Here is a 19863-nt window from a genome sequence, read left to right as displayed (position 1 = left end):
ACCATGACCTCACGATCGGACCGGATCTCCGCGCTGCCCGAGCACCTGCGGGAAGCGCTGCGCAAGAGGCTGGCGGGCAAGGCGTCGTCGGACACCATTCCCCGCGCGAACCGCGACGGGCACCTGCCGTTGTCGTTCTCCCAGCGCCGGCTGTGGTTCCTCAGCGAGTTCCAGCCGGACGAAACCGAGTACAACAGTGCGTTCGCGCTGCGCCTGACCGGCCAGTTGGACGTCGACGCGCTGGCAGCCGCACTTCAGCAGCTGTCACGTCGACACGAGTCCATGCGGACGACGTTCGACGAGGTCGACGGCGAGGGCGTACAGATCGTGCACCCCGCCGTCGACCTCCCTCTCACCATTGTGGACAGCACGCCGGACGACGTGGACGACGTGCTGCGATCCGAGTTCGGCAAGCCGTTCGACATCCGGCGGGGGCCGCTGTTCCGCGCCGCGCTCGTCCGGCTGTCGGGCAGGGAACACATCCTCCTGCTCAGTTCGCACCACATCGTCGTGGACGGTTGGTCGATGGGCGTGCTCGCCGATGAGCTGAGCGTTCTCTACGCGGGCGGGACACTGCCCGAGCCGGAGTTGCAGTACGCGGACTTCGCCGTGTGGCAACGGGAACAGGACCTCGCCACGCACCTCGAATACTGGCGGCAGCACCTCAGCGGGATCACTCCGTTGGAACTGCCGACCGACCGGGCACGGCCAGCGGTGCGCACCTCGGCCGGTGCGACGCACGAGTTCACGATCCCGGCCGAGCTCACCGCCCGGCTGGCCGATCTGGCCAGGGCGTGCGACACGACCCTGTTCTCCGCACTGCTCACGGGATGCCAGGTGCTGTTCGCGAGGTACGCGGGGCAGGAGGACATCGCGCTCGGCACGGTGACCTCCGGTCGGGGCCGCACCGAACTGGAGCGGCTGGTCGGCTTCTTCGTCAACACCGTCGTCGTCAGGTCCACAGTAGACACGGCGCGGAGTTTCGCCGAGTTGCTCGGCGACGCACGTGACACCGTGCTCGACTCCTTCGCCCACGACGCGGTGCCGTTCGACCAGCTCGTGCACGCCGAACGCGATCTGAGCCGCAACCCGCTGTTCGACGTGATGGTGCTGCTGCAGAACGCCGACAAGCCGCTCCCCGCGTTCCCCGGGCTGCGGGTGGAGGAGGTCGGCCTGCCGCGGTGGGCGTCCAACTTCGACATCACCGTGGAGTTCCGGGAGCGCGACGGCCGCGTCGAAGGTGTGCTCGAATACAACACCGACCTGTTCGAGGCGGCCACAGTCGGCCGGATGGCCGCACACCTGGTCGCGCTCCTCGACGCCGCGACGGTCACCCCCGACGTCTCGGTCGGCGACCTCGCTCTCGGTGAGGTGCCGGACGGACACGGGGAAACCGTTGCCGTGCCGGACGTGACGTACCCGGCGTTGTTCGAGGCGCAGACGCAGCGGACACCAACCAAGCGTGCGCTGGTTTTCCAGGACCGCGAGTACACGTACGCCGAGCTGAACTCATGGGCCAACCGCATCGCGCACTGGCTGACCGCGCAGGGCGCGGTACCGGAAAGCGTTGTCGCGCTGGCGTTGCCGCGAACCGCCGAGATGGTCGCGGCGATCCTGGCCGTGTTCAAGACGGGCGCGGTGTACCTCCCGGTCGACCCCAAGCAACCCGCGGACCGGATCGCCGAGATCGTCGAGGACGCGCGCCCGGTGGTCGTGGTGACCGAACTGCCGGACCTGTCCGGCCAACCGGACACCGACCCGGTCAACTCGGCCCGGCCCGACAACGCCGCCTACGTGATCTACACGTCAGGCTCGACCGGCAAGCCGAAGGGCGTCGTCGTCGAACACCGGCAGCTGGTGAACCTGGTGGTCAACCACCGCGCGGAGTTCCCCGCCGACATGCGGGTCGCGCTGACCGCGGTGTTCTCGTTCGACACCTCGCTGGAAGGCCTGGTGTTCCTCGCCGACGGACACGAGCTGCACCTGATCGACGAGACCGTCCGGCTGGATCCCGATGCTCTCGTGGACTACGTGGCCACCCGGCGGATCGACTTCATGGACCTGACGCCGTCGTTCCTGCAGCAGCTCATCCCGGCGGGTTTGCTGGACCACGCCCGGATCCTGATGCTGGGCGGCGAGGCGCTCGGCGAATCGCTCTGGCGGCAGCTCGCCAAGTCGGACGTCCGGGCCTACAACTTCTACGGCCCAACGGAATGCACGGTCGACGCGTTGTCCCGCGAGGTGACGGGCGACCGGCCGGTCATCGGCCAACCACTGCGAAACCTGACCGCGTACGTGCTGGACGACCGCATGCGTCCGCAACCCGTCGGTGTGCCGGGTGAGCTGTACCTGGCGGGCGCACAGGTCGCCCGCGGCTACCTCGACCGGCCGGGGCTCACCGCCGACCGGTTCGTGGCGAACCCGTTCGAACCCGGCACGAGGATGTACCGCACGGGCGACCGCGCCCGGTGGACCGACGCCGGGATGGAGTACCTCGGCCGCACGGACGACCAGGTCAAGATCCGCGGTTTCCGGATCGAGCCGGGCGAGGTCGAGGCCGCGCTGCTGCGTCACCCCGGGGTGGCCGAGGCCGTCGTGGTGGCCAGGGAGGACAAGGGACATAAGCGTTTGGTCGCGTATGTCGTACCGGTCGGTGCGCTGGACCTGCGTGGCTGGTTGAAGGGAATCCTGCCCGACTACATGGTCCCGTCGGTGTTCGTCGAACTCCACGAACTGCCGCTGACACCGAGTGGGAAGGTCGACCGGCGCGCGTTGCCGGTCCCCGAGTTCGGCACGGCCGATCGCGGCGTCGTGGCGCCGCGCACCGAGGTAGAACGGGAACTGGTCCGCATCTGGAGCGAGGTGCTCGGCGTCGGCCCGATCGGTGTCGACGACAACTTCTTCGGCCTCGGCGGCGATTCGATCCTGAGCATCCAGGTGGTGGCCAGGGCACGCCAGTCCGGTATCCGGCTGACGTCACTGGACATCTTCCGCCACCAGACCATCGCCGAACTCGCGACCGGCGTGCGGATCACCGACAACGCCGCCGCGCCAGTGGTGGAACCGGTCGGTCCGGCGCCGCTCGGACCGATCCAGCGCTGGTTCTTCGAGACCCATGGCGAGCTGGCGCACTACACGATGTCGGTCCTGCTCGACCTCACGCCGGACGTGGACATCTCGGCGCTGCGGACGGCGTTCGAAGCTGTCGTCGCCCACCACCCCGCCCTGACCACGTCTTTCGGCGACGGCCAGCAGGTCGCGGGAGCCGGGGCGGGAACGTTCGAGGTCGGCACACCGCTGACCCGGGACGGCCTCGACCTCGCCACCGGCCGGGTGATCAAGGCCGTCCTGGACGGGACGCGGCTGTTCATCACCGCACACCACCTGGTGATGGACGGGGTGTCGTGGCGCATCCTGCTCGCCGACCTGGAGACCGCCTACCAGCAGTCGCGGGCCGGCCAGCCGATCGACCTGCCCCCGGTGAGCACGCCGTTCGGTGGCTGGACTCGCCGCCTGACCGGGCACACGGCCGCGGGCGGGTTCGACGACGCCATCGCCTACTGGCGTACCGACACTGAGCACGCCGCGCTTCCCGTTGACGCGAACGGCCGCAACACAGCCGGTTTGGCGCGCAGCATTCAGGTGAAGCTCGACGCCGCTGACACCGAATCGCTGCTGCACCGCGTCCCCGACACGTATCGCACCCAGGTCAACGAAGTGCTGCTCAGCGCGCTGGGCCGGGTACTCGCGCAGTGGACCGGACGGGACGACGTGGCGATCGCGGTGGAAGGGCACGGCCGCGAGGAGATCTTCGACGACGTCGACCTGTCCCGCACGATCGGCTGGTTCACCACCCAGTTCCCGGTGGCACTGCGGATGCCGGGCGAAGATGGTGACGACCTCTGGGGCGACACGCTCAAGTCTGTCAAGGAACAACTCCGCGCGATCCCGCACCGCGGCCTGAGCTACGAGGCCCTCAAGTACCTCGGTGGGCAGTCCTTCGCCGACCTGCCCCAGATCTGCTTCAACTACCACGGCGCGTTCGACGTGACCGGTGACGCGGGTCTGGTCCGCGGCAGGCTCGACAGCCCGGGCCGGGACATCCCGGCCAACGAGCCGCGGACCTACCTGCTCGACGTCACCGGGCTTGTCGAATCCGGTGAGTTGAGGCTGACCTGGGAGTACTCGCCCGAGGTGCACGACGAGCACACCGTCCGGGCGTTGGCGGAGCGCTACCTCGACGCGTTGCGCGCGATCATCGAACACTGCGCGTCGCCGGGCGCGGGTGGGCGTACGCCGTCGGACTTCCCGCTGGCGAAGCTCACCCAGGACCAGGTGGACCGGCTAGGGCCGAATGTCGACGACGTGTACCCGTTGACGCCGCTGCAGGCCGGGATGTTGTTCCACAGCCTGGTCGAGACGGACTCGTACGTGGACGAGATCCAGATCGTCCTCGACGGCGTCACCGACCCGCGGGCACTCGGTGCGGCGTGGCAACGTGTGGTCGACCGAACTCCCGTGCTGCGCACCAGCGTCCTGTGGGAGGACGTCGACCAGCCCGTGCAGGTCGTGCACCGCGATGTCGTCGTGCCTGTCACGTACGGGAAGCCGGAACCGGGCGGGTTCGACCTCACCCGGCCGCCGCTGACCAGGATCGCGATCGAGCAGACCGCCACCGACCAGGTCACGGTGACCTGGACATCGCACCACATCCTGCTGGACGGGTGGAGCACCGCGCAGGTCTTCGCGGAGGTCTGTGACGAGTACCGCGGTGCCGTGACCACTACCCGGCGGCCGTTCCGTGACTACCTGCGTTGGCTCGGAACACAGGACCATCAGGCGGCGCACCAGTACTGGCGGGATGTGCTGTCCGGAATGGACGGTAAGACGCCGCTGCCGTACGACCGGCGGCCCCAGGGGGCGCACCAGGCCGAGTCGACGGAGTCGGTCAAGCTGACGATCGCGGGCGACGGCCTGCGCCAGATCGCCCAGAGCAACGGGCTGACGATCAACACCATCGTCCAGGGCGCGTGGGCGTTGCTGCTCGGCAAACACAGTGGACAGTCCGATGTGGTCTTCGGGACGACCGTGTCCGGTAGGCCGGCGGAACTGGCGGGCGTCGAGTCGATGGTCGGCATGTTCATCAACACCGTGCCCGCCCGCGTCGACCTCACCACCTCGCAGAACGTGGCGACCTGGCTGCGTGACCTGCAGTCGGCCCAGAGCGAGTCCCGGCGGCACGACTTCGTTTCCCTGGCGCGGATCCAGTCCGGCGGCTCGCTGTTCGACAGCGTCGTCGTGTTCGAGAACTACCCCCTCAGCGACGCCACGACCGAACCACGCGTGGTCGAGGTCCGTGCCAGGGACAACACGACTTTCCCGTTGACGCTCTCGGCTCACGTGGCCGATCAGCTCCACCTGGACCTCGCCTACGACCCGCGGCTGTTCGACCGCGAGACCGTCCAGCGGATGGCCGACCGGCTCGAAGTGATCATCACGGGCCTCGACCCGACGTCCACGCTCGACCAGGTGCCGTGGACGACCTCGCACGAGCAAGAGCTCGTTATGGCACAGGGGGCCGGTGCCCGGATCGAAGTCCCGGACCTGACATATCCGGAGATCTTCCGCGCCCAGGTCACGCGTACACCGCACCGGACGGCCCTGGTTTTCCACGAACACCGGTACACCTACGCCGAGCTGAACGCCGAAGCGAACCGGCTGGCGCACTGGCTGATCGCGCAGGGCGCCGGTCGTGAACAGGTCGTGGCGCTGCGCCTGCCGAGGACCGCGGACATGATCACGGCGATCCTCGCGGTGTTCAAGGCAGGAGCGGTCTACCTGCCGATCGACCGGGAGCTCCCGCAGGCCAGGGTGGACGCGATGACTGCCGACGCTCGCCCGGTCGTCACGTTGGAGGCGTTGCCCGAGCTGGACGGCTGGTCCGATGTGGAACCTGTGCCGCCACAGGGACACCACGCGGCGTACATCATTTACACCTCCGGCTCGACCGGCGTGCCCAAGGGCGTGGTCGTCGAACACCGCAGTCTTGCCAACCTCGTCGCCAACCACCGATCGGTGTTCCCGTCGGACATGCGGGTCGCGTTGACCGCGGCGTTCTCGTTCGACACGTCCCTCGAGGGTTTGGTGTTGATGGCGAGTGGGCATGAGTTGCATCTGATCGACGACGAGGTGCGTCGGGATCCGGACGCTCTGGTCGGTTATGTGGCGGCACATCGCATTGACTTCATGGATTTGACCCCGTCGTATTTGAGGCAGTTGATTCCTGCGGGTTTGTTGGATCACGTGCGGGTGTTGATGCTGGGTGGGGAAGCGCTGGACGAGGCGTTGTGGCGTGAGTTGCAGGGCGTTGAGGCGTACAACTTCTACGGCCCGACTGAGGCCACAGTGGACGCCCTGTCGTGCAGGGTTCGCGGCGACCGGCCCGTGATCGGGCATGCCGTCGCCAACCAGGAGATCTACGTCCTGGACGCCCGGATGTCCCCGGTGCCGCCCGGTGTGCCCGGCGAGCTCTACCTGGCCGGGTCGCAGCTGGCGCGTGGCTACCTCAACCGACCGGGCCTGACCGCGGATCGGTTCGTGGCGAACCCGTTCGAGCCGGGCCGGATGTACCGGACCGGCGACCTGGTCAGGTGGACCGGCTCCGGCATCGAGTACCTCGGCCGCACCGACGACCAGGTCAAGATCCGCGGGTTCCGGATCGAGCCGAGCGAGATCGAGGCACGGCTGGCCCAGCACCCGGACGTGCGGGCCGCCGCCGTGATCGCCCGCGACAGCAGGTTGATCGCTTACGTGGTCGGCCGCACGGATGGCCTGCGCACCTACCTCAGCGGAATCCTGCCCGACTACATGGTCCCGGCGACGTTCGTTTCCTTGGCCGAACTGCCGCTCACCACCAGCGGGAAACTGGACAAACGTGCTCTGCCGGAGCCGGATTTCGCGGTGTCCGACGACTACGTGGCGCCGGTCGGCCGTGTGGCCACGGCGGTGGCCCTGATCTGGGCCGACGTGCTCGGCGTGAGCCGAGTCGGTGCCGAGGACAACTTCTTCGAGCTCGGCGGCGATTCCATCCTGAGCATCACCGTGGTCTCCCGGCTGCGCGCGGAGTTCGGCGTGCAGCTGTCGCCGCGCGTGATCTTCCAGAACCCCACCGTGGCGACACTCGCCGCCACGATTCCGCTGGACGGGCACGTCGAGTCGATCCCGCAGGCACCTCGTGACGTGGTGCCGCTGTCGTTCGCGCAGCAGCGGTTGTGGTTCCTCGACCAGTTCGAACCGGACAGCGCCGAGTACATCACCCCGACCGTGCTGCGGTTGCGGGGAGATTTGGACGTCGCCCGGCTCAACCGGGCGCTGACCGGACTGGTCGCGCGGCACGAGTCACTGCGCACGACGTTCCAGGCAGAGCGCCAGGTGATCCACCCGCCGACGGTCGTCGAGGCCCCGGTGATCGACGTGGCCGAGACGGACCTCGACCGCGTCCTGGCCACCGAGAGCAGGCGGCCGTTCGACCTCGGCGAAGGCCCGCTGTTCCGGGCGACGCTCCTGCGGCTGTCCGATGTGGATCACGTGCTGGTGTTGAGTCTGCACCACATCGTCACCGACGGGTGGTCGACCGGTGTACTCACCCGCGACCTGAGCGCGCTCTACAACGGTTCCCCGCTCGAGGACCTGCCGATCCAGTACGCGGATTTCGCGGCCTGGCAACGGGAAAGGCTGTCCGAACCGGTCATGTCCGGTCAGCTCGACCACTGGCGGCGGACGCTGGACGCGATCGAGCCGCTGCGGTTGCCGACCGACCGGCCACGACCGCCGGTGTTCACGGCCGCGGGCGCGATGGTCGAGTTCGCCGTCCCGGCCGAAGTGGTGGCGCGGCTGCGGGAAGCCGGGCGGGCCAAGGACAGCACGTTGTTCATGACGCTGATCGCCGCGTGCCAGGTGCTGCTGGCCAGGTACACCGGCCAGCACGACATCACGATCGGGACCGTCGCCTCCGGCCGGGAACGCGCCGAACTCGACGAGGTCGTCGGGTTCTTCGTCAACACGCTCGTCCTGCGTTCCACAGTGGACCTCTCGGTCACGTTCGACGAGTTCCTGGGGTCGGTCAGGCAGACCGTGCTGGCGGCGTTCGCCAACCAGGAAGTCCCGTTCGAACGGGTCGTCGACGCCGTCCAACCGGTCCGCGACACCAGCCGCAACCCGTTGTTCGACGTGATGGTCCTGCTCCAGAACACCCCGGCGTCCGCGCCGGAGCTGCACGGTCTGGCCGTGGAGGAAGTGACGGTCCCGGTCGGCTCGGCGGCGTGCGACCTGACGTTCGAGTTCGAAGAGCGCGACGAGCGCCTGCTCGGCGCGATCGAGTACAACACGGATCTCTACGACGAGTCGACCATCCACCGCATGGCCGGTCACCTGGTCGACCTCCTCACCGCGATCGCGAGCCACCGGCGGCTGGCAGAGCTGCTCACCGGGGACGACCGCGTCCCCACCACCACGCACCCGGTGCCCGACGGGACCTACCCGCGGCTGTTCGAAGCGCAGGTGGCGCGGACACCCGACAGGACCGCGCTGGTGTTCCAGGACGAGGTCCTGACCTTCGCCGAGTTGAACGCCCGCGCGAACCGGCTGGCGCACTGGCTGATCGCCCAGGGCGCCGGTCCGGAGCAGGTCGTGGCGCTCGCCTTGCCGCGCACAACGGACATGATCGTGGCCATCCTGGCTGTCTTCAAGGCCGGTGCGGTGTACCTGCCGCTCGACCCGGACCTGCCCGACGACCGCAAGGAGTTCGTCCGCCAGGACGTCAAGCCGTTGCTGGTCCTGGATCATGTGCCGGATTCAGGCGACACGAGCGATCCGGCGACGGCACTGCGGAGCGACCACGCCGCGTACATCATCTACACCTCCGGCTCGACCGGGCAGCCCAAGGGTGTGGTCGTCGAACACCGGCAACTGGTCAACCTGCTGGCCAACCACCAAGCGGAGTTCCCGCCGGACATGCGGGTCGCGTTGACCGCGGCGTTCTCGTTCGACACTTCGCTTGAGGGCCTGGTGTTGTTGGCCAGTGGGCACGAGTTGCACCTGATCGACGACGAGGTACGCCGGGATCCGGACGCCCTGGTCGGCTATGTCGCGTCACATCGCATCGACTTCATGGACTTGACCCCGTCCTACCTGAGGCAGTTGATTCCTGCGGGTTTGTTGGATCACGTGCGGGTGTTGATGCTGGGTGGGGAAGCGCTGGACGAGGCGTTGTGGCGTGAGTTGCAGGGCGTAGAGGCGTACAACTTCTACGGCCCGACTGAGGCCACAGTGGACGCCCTGTCGTGCAGGGTCGCCGGTGACCGGCCGGTCATCGGTCTGCCACTGCGCAATCTGCGGGCGTACATCCTGGACGACTACCTCCAGCCGGTTCCCGAAGGCGTCCCGGGTGAGCTGTACCTGGCCGGAGCGCAGGTCGCGCGTGGCTACCTCAACCGGCCGGGCCTCACGGCGTCCCGGTTCGTGGCCGACCCGTTCGAGCCGGGCCGGATGTACCGGACCGGTGACCGGGTCCGGCTGACCGGTTCGGCCGTCGAGTACCTCGGCCGCACCGACGACCAGGTCAAGATCCGCGGGTTCCGGATCGAGCCGGGTGAGATCGAGGCCCGGCTGCTCGACCACCCGCGGATCGGCGCGGCGGCCGTCGTCGCACGGGACAACCGGCTGGTCGCGTACGTGGTCGGACCGACCGAGGGGCTCAGGGAGTACCTCGGTGCGACGCTGCCGGACTACCTGGTGCCGTCGGTGTTCGTGTCTCTTGCCGAGTTGCCGTTGACCATCAGCGGCAAGCTCGACCGGCGCGCCCTGCCGGACCCGGAGATCACGGTGGACACGGTGCTCGTCGCACCGCGCACCGCGACCGAACGGGTGCTGGCGGACGTCTGGGCCGAGGTGCTCGGGGTTCCCGAGGTCGGCGTGGACGACAACTTCTTCGCACTGGGCGGCGATTCGATCCTGAGCATCCAGGTCGTGTCGCGGGCCCGGCAGGCCGGGCTGAAACTGACGTCCAAGGACGTGTTCCTGCACCAGACGATCGCCCGGCTGGCGGCCGTCACCACGGACGCCGCCCCACGGCGGACGGCCGAGATCTCCGGACCGGCACCGCTCACGCCGATCCAGCACTGGTTCTTCGACCACGGAGCGCCCAGGCACTTCACGATGTCGATGTTCCTGGAACTGGCCGACGACGTCGACGAAACAGCGCTCCGCCAGGCACTGACCGCGATCGTCGAACGCCACGAGGCGTTGCGCACCCGGTTCTTCGTCGACGAGTCCGAGTGGCGTCAGGACGCCGGACCGGTTGCCGAGTTCTTCAGCCACGCCGGGGAAGGATCGTGGGACGACGTCGCGCTCGACGCACAGTCCAGTATGGACTTCGAGCGGGGGTCGATGCTCCGTGCGGTCCTGTTCCCGGGGAACAAGCTGCTCCTGACCGTCCACCACCTCGCGATCGACGGCGTGTCCTGGCGCATCCTGCTCGCCGACCTGGAGACGGCATACGACCAGATCGCGACCGGGCGGCCGGTGGATCTCGGACAGCCCGGCGTCTCCTTCCGCCACTGGGCGCACCGGCTCACCGAGCACGTCCGGTCCGGCGGATTCGCCGACAGCGTCTGGGACCAGGCGCCGACGGGTGTTCCGGTTGACCGTGCGGGCGAGAACACCGCGGCGTCGGCTCGCCACGTCCAAGTCCGGCTCAGCCGCGAGGAGACGTCGGCGTTGTTGCACGACGTGCCCGGCGTCTACCGGACACAGGTCAACGACGTCCTGTTGAGCGCGCTGGGCCGGGCGCTCGCGCGGTGGACCGGCCGGGACGAAGTCGCTGTGACGCTGGAAGGTCACGGCAGGGAGGAACTGTTCGACGACGTCGACCTGTCCCAGACGGTCGGCTGGTTCACCACCCAGTTCCCCGTCACACTGCGGATGCCTGAAGCCGAATGGGGGCACACGCTCAAGTCCGTCAAGGAACAACTCCGCGCGGTCCCGGACCGTGGCCTGAGCTACGAGGCGTTGAAGTACATCGGCGGCCGACCCCTGGGCGACCTGCCCGAGGTGTGTTTCAACTACCACGGCCAATGGGGTGCCGCGGAGGAACAAGGGCTGGTGCGCGGAGCGATCCCCGCGATCGGCGCGGACCTCGCACCGGACCATGATCGCGGTTTCCTCGTGGACATCACAGGCGCGATCGAAGACGGCGAACTGCGCCTGGACTGGGAGTACTCCGACAACATCCACGACAACGCCACCATCCGGGCGGTCGCCGAAGACGCACTGACCGCACTGCGGGAGATCATCGAGCACTGCGCGCAGTCGGCAGGCGGGTACACGCCGTCGGACTTCCCACTGGCCGGGGTGACCCAGGAACAACTGGACCGACTGGGCCCGGACGTCGAAGACGTCTATCCGCTGACGCCGTTGCAGGCGGGCATGGTGTTCCATGGCCTGACCGACACCAACGCGTACTTCAACGAGACCAAGGTGCGGCTCACCGGAGTGACCGACGTCCAGCGGCTCATCGACGCGTGGCAGGCGACGGTCGACGCTCACCCGATCCTGCGTAGTTCGGTGCTGTGGGAGGGAGTGCCCAAACCGCTCCAGGTCGTCCACAAACGAGTCGTGTTGCCGGTCAACACCGATCACCAGTTGGACCTGACCACGGCACCGCTGATGAGCCTGACGATCACGCCGTTGCCGGGTGATCAGGTCGACCTGGTCTGGACCGCGCACCACCTGCTGCTGGACGGGTGGAGCAACGCGCAGGTCTTCACGGAGGTCATCGAGCGGTACACCGGTCAGCACGAAGCGGTGCACCGCCGACCGTTCCGCGACTACCTGGACTGGCTCGACCGGCAGGACACCGACGAAGCCGACCGGTACTGGCGCGGAGTGCTCGCCGGGATCGAGTCCCCGACGCCGCTGCCGTTCGACCGGCCACCGACTGCCTCACACCAAAGCGAATCGACCGCGGCCGTCGCCATCGAGGTGTCCGCCGACAGGCTCAACGACGTCGCCCGCCGACGCGGGCTGACGGTGAACACGTTGGTCCAAGGCGCGTGGTCCTTGCTGCTGTCGCGCTACGGGCGTGTGCGGGACGTGGTGTTCGGCACCACTGTGTCCGGGCGCCCCGCCGAACTGCCCGGTGTCGAGTCGATGATCGGCATGTTCATCAACACCGTCCCGACCAGGATCACGGTCGACGGCAGGCAGCCGCTGGTGCACTGGCTCGGCGCGATCCAGCAGGCGCAGGCGGAATCGCGGCGCTTCGAGTTCAGTGCGCTGAACCGGCTGCACTCGTTGTCCGGCGTGCCGGTCGGCGCGAGCCTGTTCGACAGCATCGTGGCGTTCGAGAACTACCCGATCGGCGAGGAGACCATTCCCGGCGCGCCGGGCGTCGAAGAACTCGACGGCATGGACACGACGAACTTCCCGCTCGCGGTCCGCGCCTACCTGGATGACCGGCTCCACATCGAACTCGCGTACGACCCGCACCTGTTCGACGAGCTGACGATCCAGCGCCTGGCCAAACGACTTCGCCTGCTGATCACGTCCATTCCGGACAATCTGGAACAGCCGGTCGACGACCTGCCGTGGATGGCCGACACCGAGCGGGACCGCGTACTGGCCGAGTGGACCGGCGATGTCACCGACCTGCCGGAAGCGTCCATTCCGGACCTCTTCCGGGCGCAGGTCGCCCGGACACCGGATGCGCTCGCGGTCGACCAGTTGACGTACCGGGAACTCGACGCGCGTGCGAACCGCCTGGCTCACCGCCTGCGGGTCCCACCGGACGGGCGCGTGGGCGTGCTGATGCAACGTTCAGCGGACCTCGTGGTCGCGTTGCTCGGCATCGCCAAGGCGGGCGGTGCCGCACTGCCGCTGGACAGCCGGGCACCGCTGGACAGGCAGCGTTCGCTGCTGACCGAAAGCGGTGCGACGGTCCTGGTCACTGACAGCCAATGGCAGGCAGCGGCCGAACAGATCCACAGCGGAACGATCATGCGGCTCACCGACGACGGCCCCGAGAGCGATCCCGGCGTCGCCGTGCGGCCGGACCAGCTCGCGTACGTCATGTACACGTCAGGTTCGACAGGAAAGCCGAAGGGTGTCGCTGTCCGGCATCGTGACGTTGTCGCCTTGGCGCAGGACAAGCGGTTGCGCGGGCACGAGCGAGTGCTTTTCCACTCACCCCAGGCGTTCGACGCCTCGACATACGAGATCTGGGTCCCGTTGCTCAACGGTGGTTCAGTGGTCGTCGCACCGCCAGGCGAGATCGACACCGCGTTGCTCCGGCGCATGATCACCGATCACGGCGTGACCGCGCTGTGGCTGACGGTCGGGTTGTTCCGGATGGTCGCCGCGGACGACCCGAGCTGCCTCACCGGAGCCCACGAGGTGTGGACAGGCGGCGAAGCCGTGCCCGCGTCGGCGATCCGGCGCATCCGGGCCGCGTGCCCGGATGTCACTGTGGTGGACGGATACGGGCCGACCGAGACCACGACCTTCGCCACGTGCCACCCGGTCGGCGACCTCGGCGACACCGTCCCCATTGGACGGGCTTTGGACAACACCCGCACGTACGTGCTGGACGACCTGCTGCGGCCGGTCCCACCTGGCGTGCCAGGGGAGTTGTACATCGCGGGCGCCGGGCTCGCCCGTGGCTACCTGAACAGGCCTGGCATGACCGCGCAACGGTTCGTCGCAGATCCGTTCTTCCCGTCGGAGCGCATGTACCGGACCGGTGACGTGGTGCGGTGGACCGGTGTGCTCGAGTACCTGGGCCGAAGCGACGACCAGGTGAAGATCCGCGGCTTCCGGATAGAACCGGGTGAGGTGGCCGCCGTGCTGTCGGCGCACCCGAGCGTCACGGACATCGCCGTGATCGCCCGCGACAAGAAGCTGGTCGCTTACGTCGTCCCGGCGGTGGATCCGGCGTTGCCCGACTTCGCCACGAGGATGTTGCCCGACTACCTCGTGCCTTCGGCGTTCATCGGGCTCGACAGGCTTCCGGTGACCCGCAACGGGAAACTGGACCGCCGCGCGTTGCCGGACCCGGCGATCGAGCAGACCGGCTACGTCGAGCCGGAGACCGCGGGCGAGCGCGCCATCGCCGGGATCTGGGCCGAACTGCTCGGCCTGGAGCGTGTCGGTGCGCACGACAACTTCTTCGAGCTCGGCGGTGACTCGATCCTGAGCATCCAGGTCGTGTCCCGCATCCGGGCAGCGCTCGGCGCGGACGTCTCGGCACGCGCGGTGTTCGACACCCCCACGGTCGCGGGGCTCGCGGCGGGCATCGCGCGGGAAGCGACGGCCGCGATCCCGGTGCGCTCCAGGGACGACGTGCTGCCGTTGTCGTACGCCCAGCAGCGGCTGTGGTTCCTGCACGAGTTCGCGCCGGACAGCACCGAGTACGTCACGCCACTCGCGGTGCGACTGCGCGGTGAACTCGACCGGGAAGCGTTGTCACGGGCCCTGAACCGGCTGGTCGACCGGCACGAGTCGCTGCGGACGACCTTCGAGTCCGTGGACGGCAAGGGCGTCCAGGTCGTGCACGGGCACGGGAACACCCCGCTTCCGGTCGCCGACGTGTCCGACGCGGAACAGGCGCTGGCCGAGGAAAGCCACCGGCCGTTCGACCTGACCACGGGACCGCTGCTCCGGGCCAGGTTGCTCCGGGTCGCTCCGGACGAGCATGTGCTCGGCCTGATCATGCACCACATCGTCACCGACGGCTGGTCCGGCGGCGTGCTGATCCGCGACCTCGCCGAGCTGTACCGGGCCGAGCTCACCGAGTCCCCGGCGGACCTGCCGGACCTGCCGATCCAGTACGCCGATTTCGCCGCGTGGCAACGGGAGCAGGACAGCAGCGGGCACCTGGACTACTGGCGTGCGCGCCTGGACGGCGTCGTGCCGGTGGAACTGCCCACGGACCGGCCCCGGCCGCCCGTCCACACCGACAACGGCGACATCGTGGAGTTCGGCGTGTCACGCCAGACCGCCGACAGCCTGAAAATGCCGGACACCACGCTGTTCATGGCGCTCGTGGCGGCGTGCCAGCTGGTGCTGCGGCGGTGGAGCGGCCAGGACGACATCGCCGTCGGAACGGTCACCTCCGGCAGGCTCCGCGCCGAACTGGAACAACTCGTCGGGTTCTTCGTCAACACGCTCGTCCTTCGCTCCACTGTGGATGGCGCAGGCAGCTTCGCGAGCCTGCTCGCCCAGGTCCGGGAGACCGTCCTCGAGGCGTTCGCCCACGAGGACGTGCCGTTCGAGCACGTGGTCGACGCGGTCCAGCCCGACAGGGACACCAGCAGGACGCCGCTGTTCCAGGTCATGGTCGTCCTGCAGAACACGCCGGAAGGCGCGGTCGACATGCCCGGTCTGACCGCCGAGGACGTCGACCTGCCCGTGGTGACCGCGAGCTTCGACATCACGTGCGAGTTCAGGGAAACCTCCGACGGCCTGCACGGTGTCGTCACGTACAACACGGATCTGTTCGACGAGTCCACGATCCGGCGGTTCACCGAACACCTGACCATGGTCCTCGAAGCCGTTGCCGTGCAGCCGGATCGTCCACTCGACGAAATCCCGGCGCTCACACCGGCCGAACAGAACCGGCTGGCGGAGTGGAACGACACCGCGCACCCGGTGGTGCCGGTGACGTTTCCCGAACTGGTCGAGGCGCAGGTGGCCCGCACACCCGACGCGGTCGCGCTGCACTTCGACGGTGGGACCATGACGTACGCGGAGCTCAACGCCCGCGCGAACCGGTTGGCCCGCCACCTTCTCGAGCGCGGCGCCGGGCCGGAGCGGATCGTCGCCGTCATGGTGCCGAGGTCCGTGGAGATCATCGTCGCCGAACTCGCGGTCGCCAAGACCGGTGCGGCGTTCCTGCCCGTGGATCCCGCCTACCCCCAGGCGCGGATCGACTTCATGCTCACCGACGCCGACCCGGTCCTGGTCCTCACCTCGGTGCCGGACGTCGACGGGGATTCCGAAAATCTCGTGGTCGAGCGGCGGCTGGAGCACCCGGCCTACGTGATCTACACGTCCGGGTCGACCGGGCGGCCGAAGGGTGTCGTGGTCAGCCACGCGGGTCTGGCGTCGTTCGCCGCCGCGCAACACGCGCACTTCGACGTACGACCGGGGGATCGGGTGCTTGAGTTCTCGTCACCGAGTTTCGACGCCTCGGTGCTCGAACTCTGCATGTCCCTGCCGCGCGGTGCGAGCCTCGTCGTGCCCCCAGCCGGGCCGCTGCTGGGTGATCACCTGGCGGAGGTGTTGCGGGACAACAGGGTGACGCACGCGCTGATCCCACCGGCCGCGTTGGCGACCGTGCCCGACGTCTCATTGCCGGACTTCCGGTGCCTGATCGTCGGGGGCGACGCGTGCTCCGCCGAACTGGTCGACCGGTGGTCCGGGGGACGGCGGATGATCAACGCCTACGGCCCCACCGAGTCCACTGTGGTCACATCGTGGAGCGCTCCGCTCGTGCCCGGCGGCACACCGCCGATCGGCTGGCCGATCTGGAACACGCGGGTGCACGTGCTGGACGGGCGACTGCGGCCGGTCCCCATCGGTGTCAGCGGCGAGCTGTACGTCTCCGGCCAGGGGCTGGCCCGCGGCTACCTGAACCGACCGGGACTGACCGCCGAGCGGTTCGTGGCGGACCCGTCCGGCGACGGCACCCGGATGTACCGGACCGGGGACCTGGTCAGGTGGACCACGGGTGGCGTGCTGGAGTTCCTGGGCCGCGCCGACGACCAGGTCAAGATCCGTGGTTTCCGGATCGAACTCGGTGAGGTCGAGGCGGCACTGCGCTCGCATCCGTCGGTTCACTCGTGCGTGGCTGTGGTGCGCGAGGACGGCGGCCACAAGCGTCTGGTCGCGTACACCGTGCCCGACGTCCCCGACGGCATCCGGGAGTTCCTCGGCCGGAGCCTGCCGGAGTACCTGGTCCCCGCGGTGTTCGTGCCGCTGGCCGAGTTGCCCGTCAGCCCGAACGGCAAGGTCGACCGGACGGCGTTGCCCGCGCCCGAGGCTGAGGCCGAGCCGGACGGCGGCTACGTCGCGCCCACCGGGCCGGTGGAGACGGCGTTGGCGGCGATCTGGGCCGATGTGCTCGGACTGCCCCGGGTCGGCGCGCACGACAGCTTCTTCAAGCTGGGCGGCGACTCGATCCTGAGCATCCAGGTCGTGGCCAGGGCACGGCAGGCCGGGCTGAAGATCGCGACCAAGGACGTGTTCCTGCACCAGACGATCGCGGCCATGGCGCCGCTGGTGACCGTGATCGAGGCGGCGGAGGACGACCGCGCACCGGTCGTCGGGCCGGTCCCGCTCACCCCGATCCAGCGCTGGTTCTTCGCCGAACGGGAGGGCAACCCGCACCACTTCAACCAGTCGCACTTCGTCGAGCTGACCCCGGACGTCAACCTCGGCGCGTTGCGCGGCGCGTTGCAAGCACTGCTGGTGCACCACGACGCGCTCCGGATGCGGTTCACCGTCACGGACGGCGTGTGGTCACAGGAGAACGCGCCGATCACCTCGGTCGAGGTGCTTGAGGTCGTGACCGGTGGCGACTGGGAGGAAGTCGCTGACTCGGTGCACGCGAGCTTCGACCTGGGCAGCGGCCCGCTGCTGAAGGCCGTGCTGTTCGACGGCCCGGCGCCGCACCTGTTGTTGGTCGCACACCACCTGGTGGTCGACGGGGTGTCGTGGCGTGTGCTGCTCGACGACCTCGACACGGCCTACCAGCAGGCGCTCCGCGGCGATCCGGTCGACCTCGGCCCGAAGACGACCTCGTTCCTCGACTGGTCGCGCAGGCTCACGGAGCACGTCGACAGCGGTGGGCTCGACCAGGAAATCGACTTCTGGTCCGGGGTGCGTGTGATCGACCTGCCCGTGGACCAGGAGATCGACAGTGCCACGGACCCGGTGGACTCGGTCGGGACGCTGCTGAGCGCCGAGGACACCGACGCCCTGCTACGCGGCGCACCAGTCGCGTACCGCACCGGGCTGCACGACGTGTTGCTGGCGGCGTGCGCGTGGGCGTTCGGGGAGAACGGCACGGTGTCGATCGACCTGGAAGGCCACGGCCGGGAGGACGTCCTCGACGACGTGGACCTGTCTCGCACAGTCGGCTGGTTCACCTCGATGTACCCGGTCACCGTGACCGTCCCCGGCGGCAGTTGGCGCGACATCGTCAAGGCCGTGCGCAGGCAGTTGCGCGCGGTGCCCCGCAACGGTTTCGGCTACGGCCCATTGCGTTACCTGACCGACCGGCTGCCGCCCGTGGCCCGCCCGCGCATCTCGTTCAACTACCTCGGCCAGTTCGACTCGGGCAGTGCGGAGAAGGGCGGCGGGGAGCCGGGATCGGGGCTCTACCGGGCGGTGAAGACGTCGATCGGCCGGGATCAGGACGAGGCTGCCCGGCCGGAGCACCTGATCGACGTCGTCGGCGAGATCGGCGACGGCAGGCTGGGCTTCACCTGGTACTTCCGGACCGACGCCTTCCGCCACACCACCGTGACCGACCTGGTCGAACGGTTCACATCCGCACTGCGTGCGATGGCTGAGGAGTGCAGATGACAGTCGTTCCCCTGCGGCGCAACCGGAACTACACCCTGCTGTGGACCGGGCAGGCGGTGTCCGAGGTCGGCTTCAGCACGACCATGATCGCGTTCCCGTTGCTGGTGCTGGCGATCACGGGTTCACCGGCGGCGTCGGGTCTGGTGCTCGGCGCCGACGCGGCCGCGCAACTCGTGGCCGGGCTGCCTGCCGGTGCGCTCGTCGACCGCTGGGACCGCAAGAAGATCATGCTGTGGTGCGAGGCCGTGATGGCACTCGCGGTCGGCAGCCTCGCACTGGCCCTGTGGTGGGACAACGCTTCCTTGGCACACATGGTGCTGGTGGCGGTGGTGCTGGGCGTGTGCCGGGCGTTGTTCGAACCGGCCGAGGACGCGTGCCTGCCCCGGCTGGTGCCGGACGAGCAACTGGCCACGGCGATCTCGTTGAACGCGGCTCGGTCGTCGGTCGGCCAGATGGCCGGGACCGCGCTCGGCGGGGTGCTCTTCGCGATCGGCCGGGTCGTGCCGTTCGTGGTCGACGCGATCACCCACCTGATCTCGTTGGTGTCGCTGGTGTTTCTGCGCGTCCCGCCGCGTAAGGTCGAACGCACGCCGATCGGCAACATCGGCAAGGAGATGGTCGAAGGGCTGCGGTGGGTGTGGAGCCACCGGCACGTCCGGGTGACGGCCTTGTGCGCCGTGAGCCTGAACTTCTTCTTCAACGCCTTCTACATCGTGATCATCGTGCTGGCGGACGGCAAGGGAGTGCCTGCCGGGCAGATCGGCCTGATGGCCGCCATGCTCGGCGTCGGCGGTGTGCTCGGCTCACTGGTCGCGCCGACCCTGCACCGCGTGCTGCACCCCTGGGTGTCCATCATGGCCGTGTTCTGGATGGTCACGGTGCTCACACCGTTGACGCTCCTGGCGCACAACGGATACCTCCTCGGCGCGCTGTTCGCCGGAATGTCGTTCCTCGCGCCGACCGCCAACACGACCATCAACACACACCAGCTGTTGCTCACCCCTGACGAGCTACGCGGGCGACTCAGCGGCGTGATGAACGTCTTCGTCGGCTCCGCGGCCGCCGCCGGGCCCGCCGTGGGCGGTCTGCTCGTCGAATTCGTCGACGGCACGGTCGCGGTGCTCTGGTGCACCGCGGGCATGGCCGCGATATCGCTGCTCGTCACCCTCAGCCCGGTTCTGCGCCGGTTCCCCCGGCACGCGCCGGTTTCCGTCTAGAAAG

2 protein-coding genes are annotated in these 19863 nt (G+C 68.7%); both read left to right on the top strand.

Annotation, left to right across the window (positions count from 1 at the left end; all coding sequences use genetic code 11):
- Nucleotides 1-3: 3 nt before the first annotated feature.
- Entirely contained in the window at nt 4-18642 is an 18639-nt protein-coding gene (locus tag ALI144C_RS05490) for a non-ribosomal peptide synthetase (RefSeq protein ID WP_076985907.1), read from the top strand.
- Nucleotides 18639-19859 carry an MFS transporter gene (locus ALI144C_RS05485; protein ID WP_076985906.1) on the top strand — a complete coding sequence of 407 codons (1221 nt, stop codon included), beginning with the start codon at nt 18639-18641 and terminating at the stop codon, nt 19857-19859. Before ALI144C_RS05490 ends, ALI144C_RS05485 begins: the two co-directional genes overlap by 4 nt.
- Nucleotides 19860-19863 lie beyond the last annotated feature (4 nt).

The sequence above is a fragment of the Actinosynnema sp. ALI-1.44 genome, assembly GCF_001984155.1.
Classification (GTDB): domain Bacteria; phylum Actinomycetota; class Actinomycetes; order Mycobacteriales; family Pseudonocardiaceae; genus Kibdelosporangium.
The sequence above is the reverse complement of the archived record's forward strand: the minus strand, read 5'-3'. Positions and strand labels throughout refer to the sequence as shown.